Below are 14677 nucleotides of genomic sequence, written 5' to 3'. Positions count from 1 at the left end.
ATTTTTTTCGCGCTAAGACGCCAAGGTGCAAAGCGATTTGCTCAACAATATTTGACGAGAATGATAAACTCCGCAAAATTTACTGCACAGCTTTTCTGTCGGCTATAACCTGGTGTGCCTGTTTAGGCAGGTTTACATTACCGCTCTGGCTTTCAAAATCAATTTTATGGTAAGTAATAAGCCAGGTATCTTCATGCTTTGCCAGTTTGGTATGATAATTTGCTGTAACAACCCAAACCTGGTCGCCCAGGAAATGACTGGCAACCGCACTGTAAAAAACATCGGCCATTTTACCGTTAAGCTGTACCTTAAATGCCGAAACACAATGGTCTGTTTTATCAAAACCCGGTAAAAACGAAGCCCAGTTATCTGCTATCTGCGCCGGGCTAAGTTCTGCCGGCCCAAAGCCATTCATTGAAGAGTAATCAAGTGTAACCACCGGTGCCAGTATACTTTCTATAAGGGGCCAGTCGCGGTCGTCGGCGCCCCTAAATAAATTAGTAACTGTGTTAATTATTTTATTGCCTTCCATGGTATTTAGATGTAAAGCTATTGAATTTGTTTCAAACCAACATATAAATCGGTAATTGCGCTGAAAACAAACTGCATAAGATGATTTTCTATCGGTCATGCACAGCCCATAGATGCTTCGTACTAAAGATGGCAAGTCGAACAACGAAAGTCATCCCGAACTTGTTTCGGGATCTCACAGGATAGGTGACCCGCATGAAGTACACTTAGCATGTGGGGTGCCGAAACAAGTTCGGCATGACATTGGCGATTAAATCGTTGTCATTTTCCCTTCAGAATTTCGCGAAATTTTACCACTCAGCATGACAACGCTCTTACCCATTACTTCCCTTTTTCAAAATGCTATGGCCAGGTACAAAACAACGCCGGTTTGTTTTTCAGTAAGTTTTACGTCAAAACAAAAAACTCCACTTTATACTTACAACTTAGTACTGTTGACTTAACACTACCTCCCGTATTGCTTCACCAGTTTATCAACTATCTGCGCGGTTTCATCCGGGAAATCAACAATAATTTTTTTATCGTCATTAATCCATTTAGTTAAATGGCCGCCGAAGGAGTCGTTAATCTCGGGCACTACAGGCACACCCAGTTTTGAGGCCGACAGGGCGTTGCATTGCTGCTCATATTGGCCTTTCATGGGTATCATCATCACCTTCTTTTTAAGGAACAATGCCTCGGCAGGGCCTTCAAATCCACCGCCGGTTAGCAGCCCCTCGCAACTGGCCAGGCTTTTATTAAAGGCTTCGTTATTTACGGGGAATATCTGCACGTTACCTGTTTGCATAGGTGTTTTTTGGCGTTTTGAAAATACCTGCCATTGTACATCTTTTACCGCGCCTAAGTGTTTCAATAGTGTTTTATCATCATATGCAGGCAGGTAAACGCTGTAATGCCCCAGGTTGCTGGTTTCCATCTGCCGTATTTCGCTGCGGATAACAGGTGTATTTATAAAAGTATCGTAACGTTCAAAATGAAAGCCCACATGATAGGTGGTAGGCGAATAATTTTTTAATAAGCACTGCGCAAAAGGATCTTTTTTTTCGGGCCGGGGTGTATTGGGCGATACAAAGGAGCACTGATGACTTAGCGATACCGAGGGCACACGCTGAAACTTACAGGCCCAGGCACTTACCGGCTCAAAATCGTTAATTACCAAATCGTACTGTTTTAAGGGAAGGTGCCGCAAATCGTGCTGAAACCGGCGCAGGTTCATGATTTTCCAGGTGGCCCAGTTATCAACCCCGCCATCGGTTCCAAAAACGAAACTAACGCCATGGAACTTATACTTCAGAGGCTGTGATAAAGTCACCTCGGCTTCGGTGCCGCTCACCAGCAGGTCAACTTCGCCATACTGTTGTAATAAAGGAACAATTTCGCGGGCCCGGCTTATATGCCCGTTGCCGGTTCCCTGTATGGCAAACAAAATTTTCATGTATATAGAATTGGGGGCAATTTAGCAAAAGGAAATGTTTTGGTGATATTTAAATAGCTAAAGATTGTTATTGAGCATGGGTACATCGAAGGAGATTGATGAGGAGGCGGTAAATTGAACCGATAACCTGATGTAAATTCGCCAACCTGTGTAACTTAAACCTGTAACATGCATCTTACAGGGCATAAAAAGCACACCGATGTCCTTAGTCATAAAAAATCTGACCAAACAATATAACCAGCATAAAAGCGGCCTTACCGATTACTCCATCACCATTGAAAAAGGCGTATTGGGGCTGCTTGGCCCAAACGGCGCGGGCAAATCAACACTGATGAAAATTATTGCCACCATCAGCAAACCAACAAAGGGTACGTTATTTTTAGATGGTGAGGATATTGTTGCCAATCCTGATAAAATCCGTAAAATATTGGGTTACCTGCCGCAGGATTTTGGGGTTTATCCCAACCTTAATGCATATGAGTTTTTAGAATACATAGCCGCCATGAAAGGCGTGGGCGGCAGCGGCTTACGCAAGCGGATAGACCTGCTGTTAGAAGGCGTTAATTTAACCGCCGATGTCAAACGCCCTATTGGCACCTACTCCGGCGGAATGAAACAACGTATTGGCATAGCACAAGCGTTGTTGAATGATCCCAAAGTGTTGATATTTGATGAACCCACCGTCGGCCTTGATCCTGAAGAACGGGTAAGGTTTCGGCAGCTGATATCTGACCTGGCCGACGATTGCATCATCATCCTGTCATCGCACATCGTTTCGGATATTGAAACCATAGCCGATGAAGTTGCTATCATGAAAAACGGCATGCTGCTTAATAAAGCTACCCAGCCGGATATTATAAAACTGGTTGATGGTAAAGTATTTGAAGTACTGGTGAGTAATGATGAAATTGCCGGCATCCGTGCCAAACACCAGGTTATTGATACCAGCAGGCAAAAGGATAAAACCAGGGTCAGGTTTATTAACAGGACCGGGCAGCCCGAAATGGGGGCAATAGCTGTAAATGCCGGTTTAGAAGATGCTTATTTGTTTTTAACGCAAAATAACAACTAAGCGCCGTGAAATACATTTACAGCATTATTAAAGCCGACTACCTGCAGCGCACGCGCAGCTACGCTTTCCTGATTACCCTGGCTATTACTTTTTATGCGGCTTATTCATTTGTGCCTCCGCCTACGGCATCATATACCACCTTAAATGTTGTGGGTTTTAAAGGTGTTTATAATTCGGCCTGGGTAGGTTATGTTTCGGGGATGATGACCGCCATTATGCTGTCGCTTTATGGCTTCTTTTTGGTAAATGGCGGCATTAAAAAAGATATTAATACCGAGGTTGGCTTAATTATAGCTACCACACCCATTACCAATTTTGGTTACCTGCTTAGCAAAATGCTTAGTAATTTACTGGTGTTGCTCACTATTGCCGGCTGCACTTTTGTGGTTAGCATTATTATGTTTTTTGTGCGCACCAATGGCTCACCGTTTATTATCAACAATTTTATTATCCCTTATTTATTGTTTGTAGTGCCTGCCATGGTTTTTATATCATCGCTGGCGGTAGTGGCCGAAGTGTTTTTGGGCCGAAAAAGCATCCTGCAATACATCGCGTTCTTTTTCTTTTTTGGCGCGTTGATGGCCAACGTTAACGGCCAAAAAAACGAAACACTTGCTGTTATTATTGATCCGTATGGTGTACGCACCATGACAACCAGTATCAAAAACCAGGTAAATACTCAATATCACCAGCATATTGAAGGGGTTAACCTCGGTTTCACATTTGGCGGTAAACGCAGCTTCCGGATATTTGAGTGGAATGGCATAACTATAACCAGCCTGTTTTTAGTAAGCCGCTTATTATGGCTTATGATATCCATAGGCCTGGTTTACCTGTCGTCATTCTTTTTTCACCGGTTTGATTTTAAGCAAGCCATAAGTAAAAAGAAAAAAGTGGCTGCTGACGGGCAGAAACCTACAACGCCGGCATTTGCCGCAACCGGCATCAACCGCGCGCTTATGCCACCCCTGGTTACCGATTACGGTATCTTCCCCTTCATCAAAACCGAGTTGCTTTTACTGTTACGCAAAGGATCGAAATGGTTATGGCTTATTATCGGCGCTGCATCTTTAAGTATGTTATTTGCTCCTTTAGCTATTTCGCACCTGTATATATTGCCTGTACTTTGGTTTTTCCAGGTAACGCGCCTATCGGAACTGGCTACCAAGGAAGAAACCTATCGCCTGCATTATTTTACTTATGCATCCTACAAGCCTTTACAACGTATGCTGCCAGCCCAAATGCTGGCGGGAGTGATATTGGGTATCGTTTTAGCATTTCCGTTGATATTCCGTTATGTAATTGCCGGCAACGGTTACGCCATCTTCAATATCATCAGCGGGGCAATTTGCATTGTTTTATTAGCTGTTTGCATTGGAATTATAAGTAAGGGTAAAAAGCTGTTCGAGATCATCTTTTTTTTACTTACTTACGCCCTTACCCAGGCCATACCCGTTGTTGACTACCTGGGTGCCATACCGCATGATAGCCACATCATTTATATAGCTGTTATTTTGGGATTGAACGTATTTTTGGCGGTGGTTAGTTTCGTGGTGAGGGGATATCAGTCGAGGCATTTGTAAGACCCTTTTACAAATCTTGCCACGCTAAATTTTCTTCAGGAGTTAACCAGTCTTTTGACAGCACTTTTTCGCTTGCAAAATGAGTTGTAATCTCGTCTGTTATTTCAGTCTCCTTATGTGCCTCTTTAATACTAAATGCAATTACTTCTACTTGCTTACCAACAAATTCGTCTGGTAAGCTGATAGAAATATTTCTATTGGAGGGTTTTATGACTTTTCTGATCATCTTTAACAGGCACAAAAATTTGGATACGTTAATTGCGTAAAACATCAATTTAGTGTTAATCATGAAAAAATACAATTCATTGATTATTAACTATTTATAAACAAAACGCCTGAAATGTGTTAAGTTATGTTAACCCAGTTTAGATGCATTTACCCTATTTTTAATGCGCCTTATAGCTTGCTAAATCATTATACATGCTTCTGAACGAACTGCGGATACCAAAACTCAGCATAGCGGTTTTGTCATGAAACTGATCATTTTTCTCAGTGCGGTAAAGGCCACCAAGCTCGATGCGCAGGTTATATTTGGGGTTTAGTAAATAAGCTATTTTCCCCTCCAGGAAAACCATGTTGGTGGTTAAGCCCTGGCCGGTGTAGTTGCCAAACTCTTTTGCGGGGGCAATATATCCTTTGTAAAAATCTTTTCCATAGTTAAGCCCGTTAATATCTAAACCATAGTGCCCGTAGTCGGCCTCGCCACTAAAATCAAATCTTTTGTACGTGTAATTAAGCAAGCCAACAACTTCGCGAAGATTTGCGCCCCAGGGATGCGCCAACGATTCGCCATTATCGGCGTAGTTTATCACCGAACTACGTTCTGAGTAAGTATATGGCTTAACATTATTGGTTTCAAGCAAATAATTCAGGCCTTTAATGTTAAACAAGTTTGCTCCCCTGAAGCCGACTTGCCAGGCATATTTGTTACGGGAGCTACCGTTACTGGAGAAGAAATTTTTACCTTCAAATTCATCCAACGCAAACTGGCCATAAGCCGTGATACCATCGGTAATTTTATACCTGCCGGTAAAGCCCAATAAAGCATTATCCGGCGATCCGTTGGAGGCCTCCACCGGCCTCAGGAATATTAATGGATTAATGTAGGTAAAATCAAACCCGCGCTGGTGGCCGGCATCGTCTTTGGCACCCCATATAATCGAATCAAAAAATCCGAAAGCTAAGCGGTCACTTACATTCCAGTCTAAATAGTGAAATACAGCAAACTTCTTACGGTCATTGTTATCAACCCTTGCCGACAAAGGATCGTCCATATAAGTCCACATGGCCATATACCTAACATCGCCCAATGTGGCCGTTACTTTAAAAAACGGGTAAGGCGACGCATAATCAGATAAAAGTACCGAACGGTAACCATCGCCTATAAAATTTTTATCGCGCCCCAGGCTAACATTTAAATATTTACTTGGGGTGTAAGATACCAGCCCCGTAATGTACGACCAGCGGTACTCGCTGCCGTAAAGGCTGCCGTATGCCTGGCCGCGCACTATGCCCACCTGGTTGGTGTAAGTAGCCAGGTACTCCGGCAACTGCGCCCGGTTTTCGTAACCTGTTATGTTATAAGATAGCTGGCTGCCCAGGGTACCACCAATTTGTAGGCCCAATGAGCCAAAGCTTGTATTTTTTTTACCCGAAAAATCGCGGCTCAAATTAAAATCGGGCAGCAGGTCGGCGTAAAAGGTGGCGTTATTGCTTTTTACATCTATCTGATGCTCGCTAAAAAAACGGCCTTTAAAGCCACCTGCATTGTTCATCAGTGAATCATAATGATGTTTCAGCAATGAATCGTCCAAAAACGGTTTTAAAGAACTATGTACCCGGGTTTTGGTGGAGTAAACATCTTCGTTAAGTTTTTGGTAAAACTGGTACGAATAGGGTTGATACTCAGACTGGGCCTTTACAATTCCACCTGTTAAAACAAATAATATAATAGCGGTAAATATTTTTTTCATATGTAGAATTGATAGATCAATTTTTGTTATTCAAAATAATTCAGCGTTGCAAAGCCGCCCTTTTTCAAATACTCGTCTTTTTTTACCAAATGCAAATCGGCCTGCATCATATCGGTAACCAGGGCCTGCAAATCATACTTAGGTTTCCACCCTAATTTTTCAAATGCTTTTGTGGCATCGCCAATCAACAGGTCAACCTCCGTAGGCCTAAAATACCTGGGGTCAACTTTAACTACGGTTTGCCCAAACCTTAAAAAATCAAGGTTTAAACCAAGTTCAAAAGCACGTTGTTCATCAATATCAATAATCACGCCGCGTTCATACTCATCTCGGCCGCTAAACTCAACTTCGATACCTAACTCGTTAAAAGCCATTTTTATAAAATCGCGCACGGTAGTTGTTACACCGGTAGCTATAACAAAATCCTCGGCTTTGTCTTGTTGCAGCATCAGCCACATGGCCTCAATATAGTCCTTGGCATGTCCCCAGTCGCGTTGCGCCGATAAATTGCCCACATACAGGCAATCCTGCAAACCTAAGCCAATTTTTGAAGCTGCCCGCGTAATTTTACGCGTAACAAATGTTTCGCCCCGGATAGGGCTTTCGTGGTTAAATAAAATGCCGTTACAGGCATACATGCCATAGGCTTCGCGATAGTTTACGATTATCCAATAGGCGTACATTTTTGCCACCGCATACGGCGATCTTGGATAAAACGGTGTAGTTTCACTTTGTGGCACCGCCTGAACCAGGCCATAAAGCTCGGATGTGGATGCCTGGTATATTTTGGTTTTTTTGGTAAGATCAAGCAGCCTCACCGCTTCTAAAATGCGGAGTGTGCCTATTCCATCAGCATTGGCAGTATACTCGGGGGTATCAAAACTTACTTTAACATGGCTTTGGGCGGCCAGGTTATAAATCTCATCAGGTTGCACCTCCTGAACCAGCCTTATCAGATTGGTAGAATCGGTAAGGTCGCCGTAATGAAGTTTAAATTTTACATTAGCTTCGTGCGGATCCGCATATAAATGATCAATCCTGTCAGTATTTAATAACGACGATCTTCTTTTTACGCCATGTACTTCGTAGCCTTTTTTTAGCAAAAACTCAGCTAAGTATGCGCCATCCTGACCAGTAATGCCCGTTATTAAAGCTTTTTTCATCAATATTAAAGTGCTAATACTTCTATATTACAATATTATCCAATTTAATTGTAAATACAGCCATTAGGCCATACTTAAGTTCATTAGATTTAAGCGTTGTATGATTTTTGCCGCGACGTTATGAATTTTCCCTGTACTTCATATTGGTTAATTTATTGGGCTTCAGGTACAGGTAATCGTTTTTAAAATCAAGTATCATATTAAAACGTTTTAACAAATCATTGCCCAAATAGTTTATCTCAAAACCAACCGGATTTTTAAAGCCTAATATTAGCGTTGGGATATTGGTAAGGTTAAAGCTGTTCAATTTAAAGGCCGGCGATAATACTGTCTTTGTTTCATATGCTGTTCCCCGCGGATCGTGAAGGACAACGGTGCGAATGAGTTTTAAATTGGCGGCAAATTTTTCTCTCGTGGCCCAGGCGCTATCTAAAATGATGGCTTGTTCAGATCCTATATCCATACTGAAATTACCTGTATGTTTTTTGCCGTTTATTACAAACGTGCCTTTAATGTACGGAAACGAACGTGCGAATTCCATTTTTGATCTGATATAGCCGCTTAAAGCGCGTGGTAATTCAGAATGGATAATCAGCAAATTATGGTCATAATCCACCTCTACCTGTTTGCCTTCAAACACGTTCCAGCCAATACGGCCATCCATTTCATGTGCGGTTACGTTGGTGGTAAGCACCTCGGGGTTGTTTACAACCAGGTTACCCATTTGCAGCTTAAAAACCTTGTTAAGGTTGTTGTAGTTGGGCTTGGTTTTACCGGCCAGGGCATCGGGCTGGTTTGATAATAATTTTGTTTTGTGCAATATGGCATCCCGGGTTAAATGAAAATCAAAAGAGCTGATATCAAAGTGCAGGTTTAATGTATCGGTATTATTAATAACGGCAACTATCTTAATAGCGTTAAAACCAGTAAGGGTAAAAGGAATGGTATCGTTTTTAACTGCTATATTTTTTATTTTATCATCGGGCGGGATGGCACTGGCAATTTGAGTGTAGCAGGAATCTTTACCGTTTAGCAGGATAATAAAATTGAACCGTGTACCCGGTTTTACTTTTACCCTGATGGAATCAATATCGGTATAAAATGTAACCCATTTGGTTTTTCGCGTCCTATCAGCGGTAAAAATATCAGGCCTGGCCGTTGGCGAAAGCGACCATACATTTTTATCAAAATAGCCACCATCATTTATTGATACACTTTTTGACGTAGCTTTTATAACCGGCGGTTTTGATTGCGCAAGGATTTGTTGAGTAACAATAAGTGATAGAAAAAGGTAGATATATTTCATGGTAAGGTTGGATGATTTGCATTACAACGCGACAAATCAAATATACGTATACCCGGTGCATAACAGCAAGTCGGCGGCTTTAGTTGTTATGTTTTATTATGATCTTATTGATATAATGAGCTATCAAGGAAGCAATCGCTTTTAAACATCTCAAGTAAAAAAGGGAGTAAAAATGATGGCTTGTTTCACGCAAAGACGGTAAGAAACAAAGGCGCGAAGAGATTTGCTCTTTTTTTCTTTGCTTCCTGGCGTTTTGCGAAAAAAATAACCGGCTTAATCAAATCCGATATCTTTCAATGCAATTATAACATAGAAAACACGACCGAAATCTTAAAAACGATTCCCTGAATGAGTTACGACATTGAATAGTAAAAGAAATTATTATGTAAATTTGTATATGGTGCGACCCTCATACCGTATATTACTAACTGCCGAGCAAGAAGGCGGATTTAGTGTTTCTGTTCCTGAGTTACCTGGCTGTTTTACCGAAGGAGAAACTATTAAAGAAGCCATTGATATGGCTAAAGAAGCAATCAGGTTATACATAGAAAGTTTCGATTCATGAGCACCGTAAAAGAACGCCGCTACATTAACACCGCCCTTGACAGTTACCGCGAAAAACTGGATACCATTCCTGATGAGCAGTTTACCGAAACTCCGCCGGGGGGCGGGTGGTCATACGCCGAGGTTTACAGCCACATATTGCAGGCTACCTTAGGTTCGTCAATAGCATTGGAGCGGTGTACGCATGGCAACTGCCCGCCAACTAAGGCTGGCGTAACCTGGAGTGGGCGCCTGTTATTGCTGATGGGGATGTTCCCGCCGGTAAAAGTTAAAATACCTGATGCTGTTTCTGATAAAATGGTTGCCGCTAAAATAAGCAAAGAAGACGCCAAAAACCTGATTATCAAATGCCGTAAGCGAATGGATACCACCGCGCCGCTTATTGACGCGGCCCCGGCAGCAAGCCGTTATAAACATCCGCGTTTGGGCATGCTTAACGCCAGGCAATGGTTCAGGTTTATCCGGATACACCTGGAGCATCATTTAAAACAGTTGGAACGTATCAAAAATAAATTATCGCAGACATGAAACCTTTCACATTTAACAGAGTCTTAACAGTGTGATAATGTTAGGTTTCTGATATTTGTAAAAATCATTGTGATGAATTTTGAATACACTTATTTGGTTGTTATAGCTTTGCTGCTGTTGGTAGGTATCTTCTATATCAGCCCTTATGAATTAACTGTTAATGAGGACGAAGACGACGAATAATCGTTTTTTCAATATTTATTTAAAATTCAATAACCGGCAAAACCTGCCGCCTGTGCAATTAACCCCCCCTAATTTAATGGCAAAACGTGAAGTAGATATTGTAGTAATATCCGATGTGCACCTTGGTACTTATGGTTGTCATTCAAAAGAATTGCTTAAATATTTAAAAAGCATTAAGCCTAAAATACTTATCCTTAACGGCGACATTATTGACATCTGGCAGTTCAGCAAATCATACTGGCCCGAGGCGCATATGAAAGTGGTTAGGCGCATTTTAAAATTTGTTACCGAGGGCATCCCGGTATACTACCTTACCGGCAACCACGACGAGATGCTGCGTAAGTTTGCCGATTTTGACCTGGGGTCCTTCAAACTGCTCAACAAAGTAGTATTAAATATCGACGGCAAAAAAGCCTGGATTTTTCACGGTGATATATTTGATGTTACCATGCAGCACTCCAAATGGCTGGCCAAACTGGGTGCCGTAGGCTACGATACCCTGATACTCATTAACAGCATGACCAATTGGCTATTAACCGCCATTGGCCGTCAAAAAATGAGTTTCTCGCAAAAGGTGAAAGCCCGTTTTAAGGAAGCTGTAAAGTTTATAAACCAATTTGAGCAAACCGCCGCCGACCTGGCTGTTGACAAAAATTACCAATACGTAATTTGCGGCCATATACACCATGCCGAGATCAGGCAGATAGAAAATACCGACAAAACGGGTTCTGTACTCTATCTTAACTCGGGCGATTGGGTTGAAAGCCTATCCTCGCTTGAATACCAGAACGGTAACTGGACTATCTTCAAATACAATCCCGAAGAATTTAACACAGATGCCGACGAGGACGACAAAACCGACGCCGAAGACCTTGATGCCAAAATGGATGTTAAAAATCTGTTAGACAGGTTTAGACAGGAAACTGAGTAAAACAAGCTATTTATCGACCATCGAATTACGCTAATGTCGTGTCAACGATAAATTGACGGACTGTATTTAGCCAAAAGTCTTAAGTTCTAAGTCAAAAATGGGAAAATTCAACTTTAGACTTATGACTTAGTACTGTTGGCTTAACACTAATAAGCTTTACGATGCGATGGTATGCGCGTTGCGCTGTGCGCCTAAGTTTTTAACCTGCCTGGCAATTCCGTCGGCATCAAAACCACATTCGGCCCAAAGTTCGGGTTGTTCGCCATGTTCAACAATCCTGTCGGGTATGCCTAAGCGTTTCACCTGGGTTTTCTGATAGCCGTTATCGGCCATAAATTCAAGTATCGCGCTACCCATACCTCCTTCAAGGCAGCCGTCTTCAACGGTAATTACTTTATCAAATTTCCTGAATACCTCGTGTAGCAAAGCCTCGTCAAGTGGCTTCACAAAACGCATATCGTAATGAGCAGGATAGTAGCCCTCGTTATTTAGCACGGCTATGGCTTTTATAGCCTCGTTCCCAATGGCGCCGATAGAGAGTATCGCTACATCTTCACCGTCGCAAATTTTGCGGCCTTTACCTACAGGTATAGCCTTGAAGGGGCGTTGCCAGTCAACCATGACACCATTACCACGGGGGTACCTTATTACAAAGGGGCCCATGTTTTCCTGCTGGGCTGTGTACATCAGGTTACGCAATTCTTCCTCGTTCATTGGTGCCGATACCGTCATGTTCGGGATACAACGCATATAGGCCAGGTCATAAGCGCCATGGTGGGTTGGGCCATCAGCACCAGCAAAACCGGCACGATCAAGACAAAGCACCACATTTAGTTTTTGTATGGCCACATCGTGTATCACCTGGTCATACGCCCTTTGCATAAAGCTGGAATAGATATTACAAAACGGAACCAGTCCCTGGGTTGCCAAACCTGCCGAAAAAGTTACGGCGTGCTGCTCGGCAATACCCACGTCAAAAGCACGGTTAGGCATAGCCTTCATCATCAGGTTTAATGAACAGCCCGAAGGCATTGCCGGCGTAATACCCATTATTTTAGGGTTTTGCTCGGCCAGTTCAATAATACTATGGCCAAACACATCCTGGTATTTAGGTGGCTGTGGTTTATCGTATTTAGCTTTCTTTATCTCACCGGTAATTTTATCAAACAAACCGGGGGCATGCCACTTGGTCTGGTCTTTTTCGGCCAGGGCGTAGCCCTTACCTTTGGTGGTAACGCAATGCAATATTTTGGGTCCCGGAATATCGCGCAGGTCTTTTAAAACTTTCACCAGATGGTTTACATCGTGGCCGTCTATCGGTCCAAAATACCTGAACTTTAAAGCTTCAAAAAAGTTGCTTCGTTTAAGCAGGGTCCCTTTTATGCTTTTTTCTAATTTCTGGGCAATTTTAAATGCATCCGGACCAATAGCAGATAGCTTGGCCAGCACATGCGCAATATCGTCCCTGAAACGGTTATAGGGTTTTGACGTAGTAATATCCGTAAGGTATTCCTTCAAAGCGCCTACATTAGGATCGATAGACATGTTATTGTCGTTCAGGATCACCAATAGGTTGGAGTTTTCGATACCGGCATGGTTCAATGCTTCAAAGGCCATACCGGCTGTCATGGCGCCATCACCAATAACGGCTACATGCTGCCTGTCGGTTTCGCCTTTGTAGTGCGATGCCACTGCCATCCCCAAAGCAACAGATATAGATGTTGATGAGTGGCCAACACCAAAAGTATCATATTCGCTTTCAGATCGTTTAGGAAAACCGCTGATGCCTTTATAAATCCGGTTAGTATGAAATTCTTCACGACGGCCGGTGAGTATTTTATGGCCGTAAGCCTGGTGACCTACGTCCCAAACTAATTGATCGTAAGGGGTGTTTAAAACGTATTGCAATGCAACTGTTAGTTCCACAACCCCCAGGCTGGCGGCGAAATGGCCGCCATTTACCGATACAACATCGATGATATACTGGCGCAACTCCTGGCAAATCTGTCCAAGTTGATCTTCACTAAGTTGCTTTAAATCAGAAGGGTAATTTATTTTTGATAATAAATCGCCGGCCGGTACCTGCATTGACATTTGTAATCTGTATTTAACCTACAAAGTAAACTAATTATTTATAAATAAAGCATATCGATTTGTATTAAAAAAGAGTGCGAATAAGGTGAAAGGCGAAAGGTAAAAGGGGAAAGGCATGGAGCGTTATTTTAAAAGGCTTCATTTTTGTTTTACCGTTGCGGTTTTGTTGCGTCTTTGATTTTATGGCAATTCATAATGTGTTGATTTTTAATTAAATATGACTTTTTACTGTTTCGCATGTTGCGCAACGCAACATCGGATTATCAGGATTTGAATTTAGATGAATGCATTTTTCGCAAATCCGAAATCGAACATCCGAAATCCGATATCAAAAATCGTTACTTTTACCGCTGATACATGATGACCGACGAGAGCTTTGCCATACATTTACCCCAGTTTGAAGGTCCGTTTGATCTGTTGCTGTTTTTTATTGAGCGCGATGAACTGGACATCCATGATATCCCCATTGCCAAAATCGCCGACGATTTTTTGAACTACATCCACCAGATGACCAGCCTGAACATGGAGCTGGCCAGCGAGTTTATATTTGTTGCCGCAACGCTAATGCGCATTAAGGCCAAAATGCTGTTGCCCCGCTACGAGGCCGAAAATGCCGCAGATGATACCGATACCAAGGAAAACCTGATTCGTAAACTGATAGAATATAAAAAGTTTAAGGAACTGTGCGACGAACTACGGCCGTATGAAGAAGAGCGCTTTAAACAGGAGAAACGCGGCAACATTAAGCACGACCTGGAGCAGGTAGAAAAAGTGGTGCTTCCCGGCGAAGAGCTATCAGAAATAAGCCTGTACAAGCTGATGATGGTGCACGAACGCCTGATGCGCAATTACCTTAACCGCAGCGAAGAGGTGAAGCATACTGTGGTTCAGTACCCTTATACTATCGAAAAACAAAAGCAAGCTGTTGCCGACCTGCTTAAGATCAATAAAATGCTCGATTTTAAGGCGCTCGCTAAAGAATCGGAAAATAAAGTTCATTTTGTGTACAACTTTTTGGCCGTGCTGGAGATGCTGCAACAGGAACTGATAGAAATACAAATAGGCCTGGGGTACAATAACTTTTGGATATCGCCTAAGGAGATATGAGACGTTAGATTTGAGATTTGAGACAGAATATGGCTGGCGAAATGAAGGTTTATTTACAACCAGATTGCCGCTGTTATATTTGACGGAGAATCCGCTGTTAATGTTAAAAAAATAAAAAAAGGTAGCGGCAACCAATCTAATAACGAACTTTGTTGGGCGATGGATAATTGACTGGCTGATGTTGCCCTTCGTATCGCAAATACATAA

General features: G+C 42.4%; 13 protein-coding genes. 6 read left to right on the top strand and 7 right to left on the bottom strand.

The window, feature by feature from the left end:
- Positions 1-79: 79 nt before the first annotated feature.
- Together AC1RM2_RS20565 and AC1RM2_RS20560 are read right to left on the bottom strand one after the other, a co-directional pair.
- Complete coding sequence (locus AC1RM2_RS20565; RefSeq protein ID WP_492987031.1) at positions 80-532, bottom strand: nuclear transport factor 2 family protein; 453 nt, start codon at positions 530-532, stop codon at positions 80-82.
- Positions 533-976: 444 nt separating this feature from the next.
- Entirely contained in the window at positions 977-1966 is a 990-nt protein-coding gene (locus AC1RM2_RS20560; RefSeq protein WP_492987030.1) for a glycosyltransferase family protein, read from the bottom strand.
- A gap of 199 nt (positions 1967-2165) precedes the next feature.
- Here AC1RM2_RS20560 and AC1RM2_RS20555 point away from each other — a divergent pair, with 199 nt between their 5' ends.
- On the top strand, positions 2166-3038 hold the full coding sequence (locus AC1RM2_RS20555) for an ABC transporter ATP-binding protein (protein ID WP_492987029.1): 873 nt from the start codon (positions 2166-2168) through the stop codon (positions 3036-3038).
- A gap of 5 nt (positions 3039-3043) precedes the next feature.
- Entirely contained in the window at positions 3044-4621 is a 1578-nt protein-coding gene (locus AC1RM2_RS20550; protein ID WP_492987028.1) for a hypothetical protein, read from the top strand.
- 7 nt (positions 4622-4628) lie between these two features.
- Here AC1RM2_RS20550 and AC1RM2_RS20545 read toward each other — a convergent pair whose 3' ends face one another.
- The 4 genes from AC1RM2_RS20545 to AC1RM2_RS20530 form a co-directional block, all read right to left on the bottom strand.
- Positions 4629-4847, bottom strand: coding sequence for a hypothetical protein (locus tag AC1RM2_RS20545; RefSeq protein WP_492987027.1), 219 nt, complete (start codon positions 4845-4847; stop codon positions 4629-4631).
- A gap of 160 nt (positions 4848-5007) precedes the next feature.
- The gene (locus AC1RM2_RS20540; protein WP_492987026.1) at positions 5008-6594 is read right to left on the bottom strand and encodes a gliding motility protein RemB; all 1587 of its coding nucleotides are present in this window, start codon (positions 6592-6594) and stop codon (positions 5008-5010) included.
- Between the two features lie 26 nt (positions 6595-6620).
- Entirely contained in the window at positions 6621-7757 is a 1137-nt protein-coding gene (gmd, locus tag AC1RM2_RS20535) for a GDP-mannose 4,6-dehydratase (RefSeq protein WP_492987025.1), read from the bottom strand.
- Between the two features lie 118 nt (positions 7758-7875).
- On the bottom strand, positions 7876-9063 hold the full coding sequence (locus AC1RM2_RS20530) for a hypothetical protein (protein WP_492987024.1): 1188 nt from the start codon (positions 9061-9063) through the stop codon (positions 7876-7878).
- 397 nt (positions 9064-9460) lie between these two features.
- Here AC1RM2_RS20530 and AC1RM2_RS20525 point away from each other — a divergent pair, with 397 nt between their 5' ends.
- The 3 genes from AC1RM2_RS20525 to AC1RM2_RS20515 all read left to right on the top strand — a co-directional run bounded on the left by AC1RM2_RS20525 (position 9461) and on the right by AC1RM2_RS20515 (position 11269).
- Positions 9461-9628 (top strand): type II toxin-antitoxin system HicB family antitoxin, encoded by a 168-nt coding sequence (locus tag AC1RM2_RS20525; protein WP_492987023.1) that lies wholly within the window; start codon positions 9461-9463, stop codon positions 9626-9628.
- Positions 9625-10155: a DinB family protein gene (locus tag AC1RM2_RS20520; RefSeq protein WP_492987022.1), complete on the top strand. Its 531-nt coding sequence runs from the start codon at positions 9625-9627 to the stop codon at positions 10153-10155. The genes AC1RM2_RS20525 and AC1RM2_RS20520 overlap by 4 nt, the downstream gene beginning before the upstream one ends.
- A gap of 259 nt (positions 10156-10414) precedes the next feature.
- Positions 10415-11269 (top strand): UDP-2,3-diacylglucosamine diphosphatase, encoded by an 855-nt coding sequence (locus AC1RM2_RS20515; RefSeq protein WP_492987021.1) that lies wholly within the window; start codon positions 10415-10417, stop codon positions 11267-11269.
- 156 nt (positions 11270-11425) lie between these two features.
- Here AC1RM2_RS20515 and dxs read toward each other — a convergent pair whose 3' ends face one another.
- Entirely contained in the window at positions 11426-13357 is a 1932-nt protein-coding gene (gene dxs / locus AC1RM2_RS20510; protein WP_492988262.1) for a 1-deoxy-D-xylulose-5-phosphate synthase, read from the bottom strand.
- A gap of 363 nt (positions 13358-13720) precedes the next feature.
- Between dxs and AC1RM2_RS20505 the strand changes: the two genes are divergently transcribed.
- Complete coding sequence (locus AC1RM2_RS20505; protein WP_492987020.1) at positions 13721-14470, top strand: segregation and condensation protein A; 750 nt, start codon at positions 13721-13723, stop codon at positions 14468-14470.
- Positions 14471-14677: the final 207 nt, after the last annotated feature.

It is taken from the genome of Mucilaginibacter sp. GW822-FHT03E02 (assembly GCF_058801545.1).
The sequence above is the reverse complement of the archived record's forward strand: the minus strand, read 5'-3'. Positions and strand labels throughout refer to the sequence as shown.